This window comes from Rhizobium sp. CB3171, from assembly GCF_029714265.1.
In the GTDB taxonomy this organism is placed as follows: domain Bacteria; phylum Pseudomonadota; class Alphaproteobacteria; order Rhizobiales; family Rhizobiaceae; genus Rhizobium.
Genome location: NZ_CP121653.1, coordinates 1,366,429 through 1,383,771 on the forward strand (window position 1 = coordinate 1,366,429; position 17,343 = coordinate 1,383,771).

Genomic DNA, 17,343 nt, shown 5'->3' on the forward strand with positions numbered 1-17,343 from the left:
ATATGCTTGGCCCCGTAGCCGACGTTAGGGCGCTCCGATTTCGCAAGACGGCTACACTTTAAGTGCCCCGCTGTTATGGTCATCGCGACTTGGTTGAGGAGGAAGAGTGATGTCTCTGCTTGCCTTGCATCATGTATCGATCGTCACCACCGATCTGGAAAAGTCGCTGCCTTTCTATTGCAAGGTGTTCGAGCTTGTTCAAATTCCGCGGCCGAATTTTCCGGTGGATGGAGCTTGGCTTGCCTGTGGCAGCCTGCAGATCCATCTCATCGTCAATCCCGAAGGCACGTTTCGCAAGAATCCCGCGATCGACCGCAATGATTGGCATTTCGCCTTTCGTACGGATGACTTCGAGGGTGTTGTCGAACGGCTGAAAACCCTCGGCTTTCGAGAGGACCTGCCTCAAGGCGATCCAAAGTGCCTGCTGATCTTTCGCACCGGCCATGCTGATTTCCCGCAGCTCTACCTTCGCGATCCTGATTTGAATATTGTGGAGGTCAATGGAGCGCCGTAGGCGGCGCGATCCGAGATAGGGCGGGTTACCGCCGCACGCTCTCCTTCATCGTCGATGGAACAATGTGTTCCGGCCGTGGGTTACATTCACCATGGCGGGATCGAAGAGCGCTGCTCACCTCCCGGCGGCGAGACCGGCGAAATGCCAGAACGCCAGTTCCATAGGAGACCAGCGATGAAACATCAGCAACCACGTGACGGCGCGCCGGGAACGACCGACCAGTCCCCGAGATGGGAAGGCCCGGCAGGCTCCAAGCCCGCAGGTTATCTTCCTGCCAAGGATGGCGGGGAAGCAACGCGTGACGCCAATGACGAGAACATCAATCATCCACGCAAGCGGAAGGTCTCCGATGCGCTGAAGCAAAAAGGCGATGACTGAGAGCGGCCTGCAATTGGGACAGGAACCAAGTGCCGTCGATACCGGCGCAGCATGCGCCGGAGCCGCGCTAGCATCAGGGCAATTGCCGATCGCTGCTGGCCCTACCCCACCCGAGGCAACCGGTTCGAAAGCCCCATCAACAATGGGAGACGAATCTGAAGTCGTTTACCTCGCGGCGTTGGATAGCGGGATTACCCGCAGGAAGGGCAAAAAAGGCTTTCTCTATTACGATCAGCGGGGAAACCGGATCAACGATGAGGCGGAACTCCAGCGCTTTGCCGCACTCGTCATTCCTCCCGCTTATACCGACGTCATTATTTCGCCCGATCCGAGATCGCATTTGCAAGCCGTCGGTCGCGATGCCAGGGGGCGGAAACAATATCGTTATCATCCGAATTGGATTGCGGATCGCGATCGGGAAAAATTCGCGCAACTGGTGGAGTTCGCTCGGGCATTGCCTGATATCCGCAAACGGATCGATATCGATCTCCGCCGCAGGAAGCCCGGATTGGCGAAGGCGCTCGCCACCGTCGTCTGGCTGATGGACAAGCTTTTCATCCGCATCGGCAACGAGGCCTATGCGATGGAAAATGGCTCCTATGGGCTGACCACCTTGCGCAGCAGGCATGTCAAACTGGTTGGATCGCGCCTGCAGTTTCGTTTCAAGGGCAAATCCGGCAAGGAATGGCGATTGAGCTACACCGACCGCCGCATCATACGCGCCATACGCATGCTGCAGGAACTGCCGGGCCAGCATCTGTTCCAATATGTCGATGAGAACGGTGTTCTCCACCCGATCCGCTCGCAAGACGTCAATGCCTATATTCGCGAGGCCGCGGCTGGCAACTACTTCAGCTCACGGCAATTCCGGATCTGGGGCGCCACGCGGATGGCAGCTTCGGCACTGGCGATCATCGAACCCGGCAGCAGCGCCGCAGCGCGGGCAAGGCAGATCAACGAAATCATCGATGCAGTGGCAGGGAAGCTTGTGAACACGCGCGCCGTCTGCCGCGGATCCTACATACATCCAGGCGTGTTCGACGGTTTCGAGAATGGCAGCCTGGCGAAAATCGCCGAGACGAAAGTGAGGAAGAATTCCAGCATTCTGAAATGGCTGGATGAAGACGAGGTGGCGGTGCTGCGCTGGCTGGAAGAGCTGGAGTGACTGCAGGGGGCGGCACCAAGTCGGCGGTAAGCAATATACGGTCATCATGGCGTCAGCCATCACTTCTTGGAAACATCCGTCGGTGACCAGCTTGTCGTCTATTTTCTTGCGAACCAATAAGGCTTCACCGCAGCGCGCCCTTGAGCTGCGTTATCCGGCTCAGGACTTTGAGGCGTGCTCCGGCTTTCCCTTCCGCTTGGTGGACGCCATGTCGTGAAGTTCCTTCTCGCTCATGGAATCGACCATGCTCTTGGAAGCGCCTTTTAATTCGCTCTTTTTCTTTTCGCCGCGTTTGGCGGCAAGGGCCGCACCGGCGGCCTTCTGTTGAGACTTCGATTTCGCAGGCATCATGGACCTCCTTCGATTAATGGTCCTCTGGCAGTAGAGCATCCCGTCTTCGGATCATCTGAAAACGGATAAGGTACTTGAAATTCAAAAGACTAAAGCGATCTTTTACACGTTCAAATGAACGCATGGCGCATTAGAAAGCACGGCGAGCGCGCCTGAGGCATCGCCTTTGCCCTGCGCTCCGCGTGCGAAGTCTTTCTTCCCTGCACGCGCCATTACCTTTCTCCTCACCCGGCAAATCGCAGCAGCAGGATGACGAGAACCACGGCCACCAGGCCACCGATGAAAACCAGACGCTGCCAACGGCGCTTCAGAATGATCTCGCCCTGCCGGACATCTTGAGCCGCGAATGTCGGAGGTTCCGCTCGCTTCTGGTCTGTCTCCTTATCGTCATTCATTTTCGCCTCACCTGTGTTCCGGCGAAGCCGCGATCTTACGTGCACGCCATGTGCCGGCAGGTCTCGGCGCACTTACGGCAGGCGTCAGCACACTCCGCCATATCGCCGATCCGTTCACAATCGGCAGCACATTCGCCGCAGATCTCCGCGCATTCGCGGCAAACATGCGGATGGTGCCTTGAAGCGATCAGCATGAAATGTGCCGACGTGCGGCATATCTCCGCACAAGCCATCATCAACCTGAAATGCTGCGGCTCGGTATGCTCGCCACCGGCTTCCAGGCAATGGTTCATCGCCGTGGACAAACAAACGCTGTAGCAGCGCAGGCAGTTTTCGACGCATTGCTGCATCTTACTATCCAAATGCATTGCCGTCTCCTTTGGGCTATTGCGTCTGGTACGTGCCTGTGACGCTCGCTTCCGCGAGCACATGCTTCTTCGCCTCAGCCCACATCGCACCTATGCCGGCAGCATCGGGAATCGAAAGCCTCGGGACGTCGAGGGCTACAAGGCGGAAAATGTAGTGATGAGGACGATCGCCGGGCGGCGGTTGCGGGCCGTCGTAGCGAGCATTGCCGAAATCATTCCTGTAGAACCGCGTCGCCCGATCCGGCGCCGTATCGGCGCTTTCGGCGAGATCGGTCCATTGCGCCGGGATGTTGGCGATGCCGCAGTGGCGAAAGGTGCCGCTCGGAGCGTCCGGATCTTCGACGATCAGAGCGAAACTCCTGGTTCCATTTGGAGCGCCGCTCCAGGCAAGCGGCGGAAAAAGGTTCTCGCCCGCTCGCGCATATTTCCGGGGGATCGGCTGATCCTGCGCAAAGGCTTTGCTGATCAATGTCAAAGCCATGACATTCTCCTTTTACTGTTGGGGATAGCCGTTCTTTCGACAGGCTTTCTTCACCTGCTCATTGCGGCAAAGATCTGCGGCCGCGTCGAATATCGGCTTCATAGTCGAACCCCTGCGCGTTCTCATTGTTCCGCTGCAATTCCGGAGGAGCGTTTCTGCGCGAAGTTCCAATTTTAAAGGCATCAATCATATTTCCGCGCGGCCGTGGGAACATTCCGCTTTTGCGAGAGTTGCGTCGCAATAAGCCGAACAGATCCTCCCAATCATTATTACCCGCCGCAGCCGAGGCTGCGGCGGCCAAGACGCGCCTTATGTGTAAGTGCCGGCTCCCTTCCCCAGGCAAAATCCATTCCGCCTTGCCTATCAATGGCGACTGACGAATTTCGTGAACCAGCTTTTGTCGCCGCTTTCCGTCTTCTCCTGGTAGAGAAAGGCGAGTTCGTTCTCGTCGAAGATCCGGAAAAACTCCTCCCAGGAAATCTCTTCGAGCGTCTCTTCAGGCCTGCCGAAATCAATCCGCAAAATTCCGCCCTTCTTCGCACCTTTGACCCGGGCTGGGCGGCCATTCCTGGCTTTCACCCAATTACGGATTTTGTCGTGTTCCGTCGTCGTTTGAGATGCGCTCATCTCAGCCTCCTCTTTGTCGTGACTACCCGGTCTAAGCTGGCAAGCCCGCCATTGTTCCCGCCCCTCGGCATTTTGATTGCGATCCATACAACCGAAGTCGCGGGCCCTATGCCTGCCGCTTCTATAGGCAACAAACGCCCCCCTGACGGGTTTGGTCGAATAGACCGAATAGAACAGGAGTTTCGGTGATGACCGTTATCAAGTTTTCGAAGGCTTGGCGGGAGGAGAGCAATCCGGAGGCCGAGTTTCGCACCGTCGACGACTTCGGGCTGCATATGTTTTGCTTCCTCGCCGACTATGAGTTCGACGGCAGGATCTTCAGCGTCAGCTTTTGGGCATATGACATAGCCGACGCCGAGCGGCGCGTTGCGCGCATGCGAGGCAGCCTCAACCTTCAGGGACAGATTTTTTGTGAGGCATGAAGTGACCGAGGCCGGGCACGATCCAAGAGACGAACTGGCGGGAACAAGACGAGCTGCTGATGGATTTATATTCCTGACGCCTCATGGCTTGATTTTCACCCAGCAACACTGGGCTGCACTTCCACAAGGAGAATTTCCGATGCTCAGGTCTCTGTTCAGAGAATTCGCCGGGGCGGGTGGCAAATTAGATGATCCCTGTCCCAGCCTCGCATCGTTTCGGAACAGGTGCAATGTCCTCGTGATCTTCGAGGACTCCAACGACGACCGGCCGATCAGGCAGGAGGAGGAGCTTCTACATCATGAAAAGAACCTGACCGATCGTAACGTGACCGTGCTGAGGGTCGCCGGCGGCGGAGTCTTTCAGCTCTTCGAGGAACCGTACGAACTCAATGCCGACGATATACGCCGCGATCTGCAAGGTCCGGAAAACGACGAATTCGAAATGGTATTGGTCGGAACGGATGGCATGACCAAACTCAGATCCTATGCACCTCTGCCGACAGTCGTCATTCTGGGCGTCCTCGATGCACTCCCGCCATCGATATCATAGTTCGAAGCTGCGAGAGCCGGCATGGTCCGCGTCCCTGAACAGGACATTTGGCGATCCGAGCATGCGGTTGGAGCATGTATCGAACATCTGCGGAAACCGGTTGTTCCCAAAGCTCTTCCCATCGCTCCGCCAATCACGTGACTGTGATTGCCGAAGGGGTATAATCAGCGGCCGATCGCAGGTGACGCGCCGAATACACGCAGCCTCGATATCAGGACACGGCAACAGCGGCGTTGGACCATAGAGCGGCGATAATATTGGTTGTGGCTACCTTGGCGTGTGGATAGGGTGGGGCCCATGCGACCTCTACCGTCCGGGAGATGATGATGGGGAAAGGAAAGGCGATGGCGGCTGACGAAACGGTTTCTTTGGTCTCCGTGTCAGCATCAGATTCCGAGGGGGCAGCGAACGAAGACGAACCTACTCCGAGTAGAAGCTTGAGCGAGAATCTCACCCAGCAATTTGGACCGCAGGCACCTTCGGCGGATGCCTGGCTGGTCGCCATCGTTGAAAATTCCGATGACGCGATCATCAGCAAGACCCTTGGCGGCATCATCACAAGCTGGAACCGGGGCGCCGAACGCCTGTTCGGATTTACGGCGGCAGAAATGATCGGCCAGCCGATTACCATTCTGATCCCGGATGAGCGACTTCACGAGGAAACAACGATCATCGGGCGAATCCGCCGAGGCGAACGGGTCGATCACTATGAGACGGTGCGCCGACGCAAGGATGGCAGCCTGGTCGATGTCTCCCTCACCGTGTCGCCGATCCGCAATCAGGACGGCTCGATCATCGGAGCGTCGAAAATCGCGCGGGACATTTCCGAGCGCAAACGTGAACACGAACGCCAGACGCTGCTCCTGCGGGAGATGAACCATCGCATCAAGAATCTGTTCGCAATCACCAATGCATTGATCACGATGAGCCAGCGTTCGGCCACGAGTGCGCAGGATCTCGCCGACAATCTGCGCAAACGGATCGTCTCCTTGGCTCGCGCTCATGATCTGACATTGCCGGATCTTTCCGGAGATGTAGCCGCTCGATCGTCGACGACTCTCTTTTCCCTCTTTGACGCGGTTCTTGCCGTTCATCGGGAGGATGACCGGCAGAGGATACAGATTCATGGATCGGATGCGCCGGTTGGGGGCTCCGCGCTGACATCCTTGGCATTGCTGTTACATGAATTCGCCACCAACGCGATCAAATACGGGGCGCTTTCCCTCCCGGAGGGACAAATCAGAATCGACCTAGCGACGGACGGCGAGCTCAGCCTCATCTGGACTGAAACCGGCGGCCCGGCTGTTACAGCGCCTGGGCCGAGCTCAGGCTTCGGATCCCAACTTGAGCGGGTGACCGTCGAAGGTTCGCTCAACGGATCGATCACACGGGAATGGAGGCCGGAAGGGCTTCGAATTCATTTGCGAGTTCCGATTGAGAACCTGACGCGCTGATCTCGCTCGGCGCACGAAGCGCGCGCCGATTGCCTCGACACGACCGCCAACCGATTGCTGTGTGTCGGCAAAAAATCGGCGGCGGTCCGGCCGGGTCCTGCAAATGGGCTCAGCGCTCCAATTCAATGATGGCGCAGTCATAGCCATCCAGATCGAGCCCGCCGGCGACAGCCTTTCCATTATCGAGAAGGTTCTTGCCGGGCGCCACGGCGGTGAGGCTAGCGGGCTGATCGGTGTAGTTCTGGATGAACAGCAGCCTGCGCTCGTCATTCATGCGCATGGTGACCTCGACGCCATCAGGAAGATCGTCCACCAGCGGCTGCACACCTGCCGCCGGGAACAGCCGTTCGGCCAGTGCAGCCGTCAGCTCGGGCGTGAGATAGGTGCCGACATAGACGACCTGACCCTTGCCGACCTTGCGCGACGTCGCCATGGGTAGACCGTCCGCATAGCGATTGGACCAGGCGGAGACGATCTCGACATCCGGGTCGACCAAGAGGTTTTCGTAGAAGTGTCCGGCGGGCAGTTCCTGGTTGCCGATCTTGAAACGGCGCGTCCTGCGATGGGATTCAGCGGGCTTGTTTGGCGGCACCACCAGGCCCCCGGATCGCTCCATCACGTCGAACAGTCCGTTGGCGCCCGGGGCGGCGAGACGACCGAAGTCTTCGACCCGTACGCCGGTGAGGTTGGAAAGAGACGTGCCCGGGGCCGTCTGCCGGATGACGTGATTGTCCTCATTCCGCGTTCCGGTGCGTGCGCCGATAACGACCGTGCCGCCCTGCTCCGCAAAAGCTTTGAGTTTTTCAGTCCATTCATCCTTCCACATCACCCAATGCGGAACGTAGAACAGCTTCAGCTTCGACAGATCATCCTCTGGATGGATGAAGCCGCAAGCGATGCCGCGGTCGTAGCAATACTGGTGCAGCAGAACCGCATCGTCTTGCGGGCTTGGCAGTCCGATTGCGTAGGTCTTATGGGCTTCCTGATTGTCAAAGTCCGAGCCGGCAATGCCCACATCCATACGCACGTAGGTGCCAAGGATCTTGTCCTTCAGCGCCGTCATTTCGGTCGCAAACTGCTTGGCTTCGTCATAGCGATGGCGGCCGACGTCGTCGTGGTCGATGATGCCCATCCAGTAGATCTCGGCGCCGAAATGGGCCGGACGCCAGCGGAAGAACATCAGCCCGTCAGCACCATGCGCGACCGATGACATGGCCATGCGCCGAAGCTCGCCCGGCTCTGGCGTCAGCGTGCAGAAGCCCGGCTGGCTGCCGAAGCCGGACTGTTGCTCCGGCACGATGTAGTTCCCCGAAAAGCCGCGGCATATATCCAGGTGCAGTGCCTGAACCTTTGCGTGATTTCCGATGCGCTGAAACTCATCGTAGAGCATCGGATAGATGTCGTAGCCGACGAAATCGAGATCCGTGGTGAACTGACCGCGGAAGTCGATATCCCGCAAGCCGCCGAGATTGTGGAAGACGAACCACGACGGGTTCGTGGCCCGCAGAATCTCGACCTGATCGTGCTGAAACCGTGCGGTCGCAAATGCGAGGAAGCGGTGGTAATCCTGCACATGGCCGGGACTGGGGAAGGTCGGGCCGAATTCGATCGGAAGCACGACCTGGTCGAAACTGTCATAGGCAGTTGCCCAGAAGTCACCGCCCCATGCAGCGTTCAGCTTGCCGATATCGCCGTACTTCTCGGCAAGAAAGATCTGAAATTCGCTCAATGTCGCCTTCGAGTAGCTCTCCGGCATGCTCGTGTTTAGCTCATTGTCGGTCTGCCAGCCGACAACATGCGGATTGTCCCGATAATGTTCGGCCATTGCCTTGGTGATGCGGCGGCTGTGTTCGCGGAAGACGGGACTTGCCGTATCGCAATGCTGACGCGATCCATGGCTCATGGGACGGCCTTTGCCGTCCACGCGCAGGATCTCCGGATGAGCAACGGTCAGCCAGCGCGGTGGCGTGGCTGTCGGCGTGCACATGATCGTATCGATCCCGTACCGCCCGAGTATGGCGATGGCGCGATCGAACAGATCGAAATCAAAGGTGCCGAGCCTGGGCTCGAGGATATGCCAGGCGAATTCCGCCATTCTCACCACATTGAAGCCCGCCTTCGCCATGCGTTCCGCATCGCGCTCCCAGTAGCTCTCGTCGACATGCTCGGGATAGTGGGGGGCACCGACGAGAAAGCGGTCGGTCTTGACGGTATTCCAAGCGGATGGGGTCTTCGCAATGTTCTTGTCAGACACGGTCTTATTTCCCGAATTCATTTGTCGATGATGGTTTTGCGGGCACTGATCGTGCGTCCGCCGTTCGATGAGAAGAGATAAAGCTCCCTGGCGTCGAGCTTCAGAGCCACAGCCTGGCCAGATGTGAACGGCGCGACATAGCTAAGCTGGACGGTAATATTTCCGGTGCCGCTTTCCGAGGCGATGGTACGCAGGCTGCCGGCATCGACATAGAGGATGGTCTCGCGACCGAGGTGCTCAACCAGTTGCACCTGCCCTTCGATCGCGCCACCATGCGCGACGTCTGTGACGATCGATATGTTTTCCGGCCGGACACCCAGCGTCAGATCGGCGCCCTTTTGCAGCGCCACTCCATCGGACAATTCGACCGTCAGCGGGACGATGCCGGGAGCAGAGACCCGAACCACTCGACCGGAGACTTCGTCCACGGTTACGGCAAGGAAATTCATTCTCGGAGCCCCAAGGAAGCCCGCAACGAAGAGATTTTCCGGATTTCGGTAGAGCTCCAGCGGTGAGCCTACCTGTTCGATCACACCCTGGTTCAACACCACGATCCGGCTCGCCATGGTCATGGCCTCCACCTGATCGTGGGTTACGTAGACCATGGTCGCGCCGAGTTCCGTATGCAGACTGCTCAGCTCGACGCGCATCTGCGTCCTCAGCGCCGCGTCGAGATTCGAGAGAGGTTCATCGAAGAGGAACACGTCGGGAGAACGGGTAATGGCACGGCCGATGGCAACGCGCTGCCGCTGGCCGCCGGATAATTGCTTGGGCCGCTTCTCAAGCTGATCGGTGATGCGCAGGACCTTCGCGGCGCGCGCGACGGCGGCATCGATTTCTGCCTTCGGCCGCTTGGCCATGCGCAGGCCAAACCCCATGTTCTCCGCCACGGTCATATGCGGGTAAAGGGCATAGGACTGGAAAACCATGGCGATGCCACGATCCCCCGGCTCTTCCTTGCTGACGTCGCGGCCATTGATCAGGATCTGGCCGGACGAAATCCCTTCCAGACCGGCGATCGTCTTGAGGAGGGTCGACTTGCCGCAACCGGAAGGTCCGACCATGACGATGAACTCGCCCTGCTCGACGGCAAGGTCGATCCCGCGCAATGCATGGTATGCACCATAGTTCTTGTTGATCTGTCGCAGTTCGAGGCTGGTCATGTTTCCTGGCTCTCTGCTGTTGGGTTCTTGAGTTCTGGGAAAGGAAATGCCGTCTCGCTCATCCTTTGACGGCCCCCATGGTCAGACCGGCGATGAAATGGCGCTGCATGAGGAAGAACATGACGACAGGCGGCACCGCGACGACGATCGTGCCTGCCGAGATGAGGTTCCATGCCGAAACCCATTCCCCGCGCAGATTGGCCAGACCGGCAGTCACGGGCTTCACGGAGTCGCTGACCGTCAGCACCACCGCCCAGAAGTAGTCGTTCCAGATGAACGTAAAGATCAGAATGGCCAACGCCGCGAGAGCCGGCCGGACCAGCGGCACGGCAACATGTATCAGCGTCTGGAAAGGTGTCGCGCCTTCAGCGCGGGCAGCCTGAAAGAGTTCATCGGGCAAGGCCGCGATGAAATTCCGCATGAAAAGCGTCGCAAATCCTGTCTGGAAGGCAACGTGGAAGATGATCAGCGCCGCCGTCGTATCGATCAGATTCAGCCGCACCATAAGATCGCGCACGGGGATCATCATGATCTGGTGCGGCAGGAAATTGCCGCCGACGAAGAGCGCAAAGATCAGCATATTGCCCGGAAAGCGGTAGCGGGAGAGAACAAAGCCCGCGAGCGTGCTCAGAACCAGGACGCCGATTACCGAAGGAATGGTAATCGTTAGGCTGTTCAGGAAATACTGGGCCATCGGGGTCTGGGTGAAGACCGCGGTATAATTGTCGATCAGACCAAGCTCGGTCGGCCACCCCCACAGATTGCCACTCATGACATCGGTCGTCGAACGGAACGACGTCAGGATGATCGCAAACAGAGGGCAGAGCCAAAGCAGGAGAACAAGCAGCACCGCCAGCACATAAAACCGTCGCTGCCAGATGGCTGTTTCCGGAATAGGGCGAGGATACATCAGCCACCTCTCTCTTCTGTGCGAATGATGCGTGCCAGGTACCAGGCGATGAATGCGGCCATGATCACGAAGAGAACGGATGCGATCGCCGCTCCGTAGCCGAAGCGATAGGAGAAGATCGATTGCTCGTACATCTGATAGGCCAGCACGGAAGACGATCCGAACGGGCCGCCGGCCGTCATGACGGAGATCATGTCAAAGGATCGAAGCGCGCCGACCACCGTCACCGCGATGGCGATGAAGGTCACCTGCGTCAGTTGAGGCAGGACGATGTGCCAAAGCATGTTCCATCCCCTCGCCCCGTCGACGCGGCCAGCACCTATGAGCTCCTCGCTCAGATTGTTCAGCCCCGCGAGATAGAGAACCATGCAGAACGTGACCTGCGGCCAAAGTGCTGCGATGACGATCGCAAACGTCACGAAATGCTCGTCTGAAAGAACGGCTGGGGCGGTCGCGCCAAATGCCTTGAAGATCAGGGCAAGAAGTCCGAACTCCGGCGTATAGACCCATGTGAACACGACCCCTACCGTGACCGAAGCCAGCACCAGCGGGATGAAGAACAGTGACTTCAGGAAGCGCATGCCCCTTATTTTCTGATTGACCAGCAATGCTATGGCTAGCCCGAGCGGCGGCGCGGCCATGAACATGATCAGCCAGATGAGATTGTTCTTCAGCGAAACGTAAAATTGCGGGTCGTTGAAAAGCTCGATGTAATTTCCAAAACCGACCCAGTTCATCGGGCCGAAACCATCCCACTCGTGAAAACTGATCCAGACGCTCCGCACGGCCGACAGCAGGATGACCGTGAAAAAGAGCAGGATCGCGGGTGCAATAAGCAAAGTGGGGGTGAGCCACCAACGCTGGCGGCGCCAAATCATCAACATATCCAGAGCCTCATTGGAGTTATGAAGGAGCGGAAGCGCGCTTCCGCTCCCCGGTCACCGGGAGGAGAACTAGAGTTTGTAGATGCGCTTGCGGGTCCCTTCGAGGCGCTGAAGAATGGAGTCGCGCCGATCGGGCTTCGCCATGAATTCCTGGAAGCCGACAAGGCCGGCCTGGGCCATATCGGGGTCGCTGTCGCGATCGTAATACTGAGAAGCTCCCTGCAGCTTCTTCAAGGTCTCTACCGCCACGTTGACGAGTGGGTCCTTGCTGGGCGGAAGATCGTTGCGCGGTGGTACGTTTCCGCCGGGCTCCAGATAGGCCGCGAGATTTTCCGGTTTATAGAAATAGGCAAGGAATTCGCGAGCGCCCTGCTTGTTCTTCGCGTTTGCGGGAATATGGATCGAATTGACCGAGAATTCTTCGAAGTGACCGACCTTCGGGTCCATAACCGGGAAAGTGGCATAGGACAGTTGCGGCAAATCCTCGGCGGTGAAGGCGGACTTCAAAAAGGCGCCGAGATTCATCATGCCGGCCTTCTTCTGGGCAAGCAGCGCTGCGGCCTCCTGCCAGCCGAACGATGTATGATTGGCGGTGAAGAACTCCTTGTTGATCATCCCTTCCCATTGATCGAAAACCGGCTTCAGGGATGGGTCGAGATAGCTCATCTCGCCGTTCATCAGCGCCATGTGCTTGTCGAGGCCATTGATGCGCAGGTTCATTTGATCGAACCAGCCGGCAGCCGGCCAAAGCTCCTTGGTTCCCATGGCGATCGGCGTGAGGCCGGCGGCCTTGCACTTGTCGCCGTAAGCCACAAATTCCTCGGCCGTCGTCGGCACAGTCAGGCCATGCTGATCGAAGACATCCTTACGGTAGAACATCCCCCAAAGGGTGCCGCCGGTCGGCAGGCCATATTGCTTGCCATCGACCGTGACCGTTCCCGTCGTCGCACCGAGCACATCCTTGTATTTTTCCTTCTCGAACAGATCGGAAATATCGTCGAACAGGCCGCGCTTTACGAAAGCACGCATGCGATTGCCCGAAAACCATGTGCAAATGTCGGGCGCCCCTGCAACAAGGTAGTTGCGAATGGCTGTCTTGTGGGCCTCGTGATCCATGTTGTTGATGACGACGCTGACCCCGGCTTCCTTTCCGAAAGCCTCGGCGATTTTCTTCAGCGCTGCAAGCGCCTCCGCATTGTTCTCCGCCGAGATCACCGTGACTTTCTGCGCCTGGGCAATTGCGGGCGCGGACAGGCCGCCCGCCAGAGCTGCCGCCGATACGGCACCTGCGCCTTTCAGGAAGTTGCGGCGAGTGGACGGAAAAATTTGCTTGAAATGCACCATGGAGTTCCTCCCAGTTGATCGATCAACACGTCCTGGCAAGCCCTCCCCTCGAGATGCATGTCAGGCATTTAACGCGCCGATTTTGTCGCTTATTCTCAGGACGGAAACCGCATCCGGAGTTGATCGGCGGGTGGAGTTATGCATAGATCGATAGAGCCTGCAATAATTAATTTACAAAATTAAGGAACTAAAAGTGAAGCTGAAGGGCGACCAGAGCACGGCAAGGGCGCTAAATCGACGCCTGATCCTCAATCTTTTGCGCATGGAGGGGCCGCGAAGTCGCGCCGATATCGCAACAATTACAGGGCTAAGCCCTGCAGCCGTGACCTTCGTTGTCGGCGATCTCTGTGAGGAAGGCATCGTTGTAGAAGGCCAAGCCGTAACCGGCCTCACCGGCAGGCGCCCGATCCCGGTACAGATCAATTATGAGCACGGGCTCGTGGTCGGGTTCAAGTTGATGGTGGATTCCGTGGAATGCGTCGCAACAGACCTTGCGACCAATCCCGTGGCGGCCATGCGGATCCCCCTTGCCGGTCACCAGCCGGACTACGTTGCCGACCTGCTGGCCAGCACTGTTCCCGAAATGGTCAAGCTCGCCGGACGACCGCATGCCAAGCTTGCAGGGATCGGCATCTCCATGCCCGGCGTTATCAATGATGAACAGACCGCATGCGTCCGCAGTCATCGCTTCAATTGGGACAATATTCCCCTCGCCTCACTCGTGGCGAATCGTGCCAACGTGCCGGTCTGGCTGGAAGACGACACCAACGCCTATGCCATCGCCCAGCAACTTTTTGGCTTGGGGCGACAACATCGCAATATGGCCGTTCTCGCTGTCGGCGTCGGCATAAGCTGCGCGCTCGTCATCGAGGGAAAGCTCTATCGCGGCGCAAATGGTGCGGCCGGCAAGTTCGGGCATACGCTTTATGAAGAAAATGGCCGGATATGCGAATGCGGCAAACGCGGCTGTCTCATGGCATATCATTCCGAAGCGTCGATCTTGAGACGCTGGCGCGAGGCAACCGGACATGGCGGGGAACGAGGCCTTCCTGAACTGCGAAGCGCTTTGGCTGCCGGCGATCCGACGGCAGTCGCGCTTGTCGAACATTCCGGCAAAAGCATAGGAACGGCGCTCGCCAATCTCGTCAATGTCACGGATCCGGAAGTCATCGTTGCCGGCGGCGAAGCCGTCTCGCTTGGCGAACATTTTCTCGGGCCACTTCGGGAAGCCCTGACCGCCAGGACCTTCAGGACAGCACCTTCCCTGCTTCCGGACTGGGAAGATAATTCTTGGGCCCGCGGCGCGGCCGCTCTGGTAACCCAAAGAATGTTTGATTTTGAATCATCGAGCGGCTTTACCGACATTAGCCGGACATATACCGGCAGCACGCAGAAATCCGCCAGGTAGCCGGGCTTGCCGCCCCAAGAAGGAGCGGCTTTGCTCGAACGAGGGCCGCCTTCGCGGTCGTCGGTGACCGCGCGCCGCAACAGCCGTAGAATAACCGGGGAAAACATCGCGCAAGGTAACGGTGTTGTAAGCACAATAATCGACGTTATGACTATTGTGACAGAGCTGAAGGGGCGCGGCGCGGAAATTGGAGGGGAATGAATGAGACGCACAAAGGAGGAAGCGGCTGAAACCAGACGTGAGATATTACGCTCGGCGGAGGCGCTGTTTCTCGACAACGGCTATGAAAATGTCACGCTGGACGAAATAGCCTCGGCGGCCGGTGTTACCCGCGGCGCAGTTCATTGGCATTTCAAGAACAAGCAAGGTCTCTTGTTTTCGATCCGCGACAAGGCGCAGCAGCCCTTCCAGGAACTTGCGGAGCGAATTGCCGAAGGACATCCGCCCAATCCGCTTGAGCTGCTCATAGATACGATTTCGGCGACATTCGCAGAGATTCAGCAGGAGCCGCGCAAGCGTGGGCTACTGAAAGTCATCATGTATCTCGACATGGCATTTTGTGATGACGCGGCGGAAAACACAGACTCTTTCCGGCACGATATGCAGGAGCACTTTGCGAGAATTTTCCACTCCATGGATGCCGACAAGCCGTTGCCTCCGCCGTGGTCGGCAGATACCGCCGCTTCCGCTTTGACTGCGGTCATTGGAGGATTGGTCGCCGAATGGGCTCTCGATAAGGGCGATTTTGAATTGGTTCCCTGTGGGCAAGCTCTTATCAAAATGATCCTGACCACATGGTTTCCGACGCATTAGGTAAGCTACAGCGGAGTGCCTAGTGAAAAGGGTTCGGCAGGGAAAGCCGAACCCTTTCCGTATTTGATCGGAGGTCAACCGATCGGTGTGAGAAGCCCGCAGGATTGGAAACCGCAGGCTTCTCTTACCCGGCAAAGGGGGGCCGGATAATTTCAGATTAGAAGCTACGCTGGAAGCGCAGGATACCGGCCCACTGGTCCTGATTGACCGAATCCCAATCGGTGTAGGAGACTTCGGGTTCGATCAGCAGGTTCTTGACCGGGTTCCACTTGATGTTCGTCGTGGCGGCGAAGATCTTGGAGTCGGTGTAAGCGAGCTGCAGGTTCCACTTCAGCTTGTCGTTGATCGGAACGCCAACGCCGCCCCAGACAGCCCAGTCACCCCAGCCGCAAAGATCAGGACGGCCTGCCGGGCAAGCGGAACGATCCAGGTTCGTACCGGCGTACTTGTTCAGCTTGTCGCCGTCCGTGTTCCAGCCACCCATCAAGAAGGCAGAGAAAGCGCCGAAATCGGCGTCGACGCGAGCCTTGACGGCACCTTCTTCGACGATCGAATCGTAACCGCCGACGACCTTGACACCCCAGATGCCAGACTTGAACCCAGCACCGGCAACGACGTCAGGAGCGTAGTGATCCGCCTTGTCGTCACCCCACCAGCTCGCTCCATAGGATGCATCCGAGCCGCTGGAGTAGCTATCTTCGACCGAGATCACAGCCGTGAAGCCGTTGCCGGCGTCATAGTTGTAGGTCAACTGGTTGAGTTCATACGGGCCGTCGTAGATCACGTCGTCGTTGATGACGTCGCCGGCGTAACCGATGTACGAGTTGTACTGGGAGTCTGCCTTACCGACAGTGAATCCGCCGAGGCTGATATTGGCAAACAGCAGCTTGGTGCTTGTCGAATTGCCTTCACTCCAGTCCCAACGGAGAACCGTGTTGGTCTTCAGAGGGCCGTATTCGGTGTCGGTTGCGGTGTCGAGGCTCAGCTCGGCGCGGGTATGCCACAACGTTCCGGTCTTGTTCGTCGGGCTGTAGGCATCGTACCATTCACCTTCGGTACGAACTTGGCCGCCGATCTTCAAGCAAGTCTCGGTACCCGGAATGAAGAAGTAGCCAGCACCATAAGCGTCGCAAATGCGAACGTACTGAAGAGGCTCCGGCTCGGCAGCGACAATAGCGTCCGCGGCATGGGCCCCGGAAACTGCTGCGAGCGAAGCAGCAGAGCTGATCAGAAGGCTTTTCAAATTCATTTTAAACTCCTGGTTGCAATATGCATTTCAGAGATTCCGCACGCATGGAGGTTCACTACCAACCCCATGCAGAATTGACCTCGCATCAACGCGATCGAACAGATCTGCGATTGCCCTGCTTGATGCTGGCTTGAGTCCCTCTTGTTCCGCCCAATCAGCCCCGCGACACGGCCCTGAAATACCCTACCGATGCGGCCGATGCTTCGACCGCAAGACATATTCATGTCCTGAGCTTTGTTTACAAACCAACGGTATGTTTGTCAATTATATGAAGGTCCCCTTACTACAAGCTTCGGGCGCTGTGACCAATATGCAACTATCAGCTTCACGCTGCCACCTGGGTCGTCAGGTGCCGCGGCGGGTAGCACATTTTATTCAACGGCATTTGGTGTCGGCGTTTACGAATTTCAAATCGTCGCAGAACGATACAGACGCGTGATTCGGCGTCTGTCGCATTCTGTCTGCACCATTGTGAAAAACGATCGCCGAGCGGCTGATCGGCGAGATCAAGCAGCTCGAGACATTTCCCGAGCAGGAGCTTTGGAAGACCGAGCTGATCGTGCGTGCCTCGACCGGCGTGGCACCGGCCGATTGATATGATTTAGGTGGTGTG

General features: G+C 57.8%; 19 protein-coding genes and 1 pseudogene. 9 read left to right on the forward strand and 11 right to left on the reverse strand.

All coding sequences use genetic code 11. The features are described 5' to 3' along the window. Positions 1–109: 109 nt before the first annotated feature. From QA648_RS25630 to QA648_RS25640, 3 genes are all read left to right on the forward strand, one after another. Entirely contained in the window at positions 110–514 is a 405-nt protein-coding gene (locus tag QA648_RS25630) for a VOC family protein (protein ID WP_260304995.1), read from the forward strand. Between the two features lie 174 nt (positions 515–688). After that, positions 689–892, forward strand: a complete 204-nt coding sequence (locus QA648_RS25635) for a hypothetical protein (protein ID WP_283054195.1) — start codon at positions 689–691, stop codon at positions 890–892. Positions 893–1,034: 142 nt separating this feature from the next. Continuing rightward, positions 1,035–2,057 (forward strand): DNA topoisomerase IB, encoded by a 1,023-nt coding sequence (locus QA648_RS25640; protein ID WP_283054196.1) that lies wholly within the window; start codon positions 1,035–1,037, stop codon positions 2,055–2,057. 159 nt (positions 2,058–2,216) lie between these two features. Here QA648_RS25640 and QA648_RS25645 read toward each other — a convergent pair whose 3' ends face one another. From QA648_RS25645 to QA648_RS25665, 5 genes are all read right to left on the reverse strand, one after another. Continuing rightward, complete coding sequence (locus QA648_RS25645) at positions 2,217–2,405, reverse strand: DUF3008 family protein (RefSeq protein ID WP_260304992.1); 189 nt, start codon at positions 2,403–2,405, stop codon at positions 2,217–2,219. A 227-nt stretch (positions 2,406–2,632) separates the two neighbouring features. Further along, positions 2,633–2,803 (reverse strand): hypothetical protein, encoded by a 171-nt coding sequence (locus QA648_RS25650; RefSeq protein WP_283054197.1) that lies wholly within the window; start codon positions 2,801–2,803, stop codon positions 2,633–2,635. Between the two features lie 35 nt (positions 2,804–2,838). Further along, the gene (locus tag QA648_RS25655) at positions 2,839–3,171 is read right to left on the reverse strand and encodes a four-helix bundle copper-binding protein (protein WP_283054198.1); all 333 of its coding nucleotides are present in this window, start codon (positions 3,169–3,171) and stop codon (positions 2,839–2,841) included. Between the two features lie 16 nt (positions 3,172–3,187). Further along, positions 3,188–3,652 (reverse strand): YbhB/YbcL family Raf kinase inhibitor-like protein, encoded by a 465-nt coding sequence (locus tag QA648_RS25660; protein WP_283054199.1) that lies wholly within the window; start codon positions 3,650–3,652, stop codon positions 3,188–3,190. 363 nt (positions 3,653–4,015) lie between these two features. After that, positions 4,016–4,279 carry a hypothetical protein gene (locus tag QA648_RS25665; RefSeq protein WP_283054200.1) on the reverse strand — a complete coding sequence of 88 codons (264 nt, stop codon included), beginning with the start codon at positions 4,277–4,279 and terminating at the stop codon, positions 4,016–4,018. A gap of 188 nt (positions 4,280–4,467) precedes the next feature. On the opposite strand from QA648_RS25665, the gene QA648_RS25670 reads away from it, so the two are divergent. The 3 genes from QA648_RS25670 (at position 4,468) to QA648_RS25680 (ending at position 6,705) form a co-directional block, all read left to right on the forward strand. After that, complete coding sequence (locus tag QA648_RS25670; RefSeq protein WP_260304987.1) at positions 4,468–4,701, forward strand: hypothetical protein; 234 nt, start codon at positions 4,468–4,470, stop codon at positions 4,699–4,701. 139 nt (positions 4,702–4,840) lie between these two features. Then, the gene (locus QA648_RS25675; RefSeq protein ID WP_283054201.1) at positions 4,841–5,251 is read left to right on the forward strand and encodes a DUF4174 domain-containing protein; all 411 of its coding nucleotides are present in this window, start codon (positions 4,841–4,843) and stop codon (positions 5,249–5,251) included. A gap of 437 nt (positions 5,252–5,688) precedes the next feature. After that, complete coding sequence (locus tag QA648_RS25680; protein WP_283054202.1) at positions 5,689–6,705, forward strand: PAS domain S-box protein; 1,017 nt, start codon at positions 5,689–5,691, stop codon at positions 6,703–6,705. Between the two features lie 109 nt (positions 6,706–6,814). On the opposite strand, the gene QA648_RS25685 is transcribed toward QA648_RS25680, so the two are convergent. The 5 genes from QA648_RS25685 to QA648_RS25705 form a co-directional block, all read right to left on the reverse strand. Further along, a complete protein-coding gene (locus tag QA648_RS25685) occupies positions 6,815–8,959 on the reverse strand; it encodes a beta-galactosidase (protein WP_283054203.1) in 2,145 nt (714 codons plus the stop codon). Positions 8,960–8,976: 17 nt separating this feature from the next. After that, entirely contained in the window at positions 8,977–10,122 is a 1,146-nt protein-coding gene (gene ugpC, locus QA648_RS25690; RefSeq protein WP_283054204.1) for a sn-glycerol-3-phosphate ABC transporter ATP-binding protein UgpC, read from the reverse strand. Between the two features lie 58 nt (positions 10,123–10,180). Then, the gene (locus QA648_RS25695; protein ID WP_260304982.1) at positions 10,181–11,032 is read right to left on the reverse strand and encodes a carbohydrate ABC transporter permease; all 852 of its coding nucleotides are present in this window, start codon (positions 11,030–11,032) and stop codon (positions 10,181–10,183) included. After that, positions 11,032–11,916, reverse strand: coding sequence for a sugar ABC transporter permease (locus QA648_RS25700; RefSeq protein ID WP_283054205.1), 885 nt, complete (start codon positions 11,914–11,916; stop codon positions 11,032–11,034). Before QA648_RS25700 ends, QA648_RS25695 begins: the two co-directional genes overlap by 1 nt. Positions 11,917–11,985: 69 nt before the next feature. Further along, positions 11,986–13,260 carry an ABC transporter substrate-binding protein gene (locus QA648_RS25705; RefSeq protein WP_283054206.1) on the reverse strand — a complete coding sequence of 425 codons (1,275 nt, stop codon included), beginning with the start codon at positions 13,258–13,260 and terminating at the stop codon, positions 11,986–11,988. 193 nt (positions 13,261–13,453) lie between these two features. Here QA648_RS25705 and QA648_RS25710 point away from each other — a divergent pair, with 193 nt between their 5' ends. Together QA648_RS25710 and QA648_RS25715 are read left to right on the forward strand one after the other, a co-directional pair. After that, complete coding sequence (locus QA648_RS25710; RefSeq protein ID WP_283054207.1) at positions 13,454–14,668, forward strand: ROK family protein; 1,215 nt, start codon at positions 13,454–13,456, stop codon at positions 14,666–14,668. 201 nt (positions 14,669–14,869) lie between these two features. Then, positions 14,870–15,481 (forward strand): TetR family transcriptional regulator, encoded by a 612-nt coding sequence (locus QA648_RS25715; RefSeq protein ID WP_283054208.1) that lies wholly within the window; start codon positions 14,870–14,872, stop codon positions 15,479–15,481. A gap of 157 nt (positions 15,482–15,638) precedes the next feature. Here the strand turns inward: QA648_RS25715 and QA648_RS25720 are convergent, their stop codons facing one another. Then, positions 15,639–16,730, reverse strand: coding sequence for a porin (locus QA648_RS25720; RefSeq protein ID WP_104826553.1), 1,092 nt, complete (start codon positions 16,728–16,730; stop codon positions 15,639–15,641). A 481-nt stretch (positions 16,731–17,211) separates the two neighbouring features. On the opposite strand from QA648_RS25720, the pseudogene QA648_RS25725 reads away from it, so the two are divergent. Further along, positions 17,212–17,325: pseudogene (locus QA648_RS25725) on the forward strand (transcriptional regulator); the annotation flags it as partial. Positions 17,326–17,343: the final 18 nt, after the last annotated feature.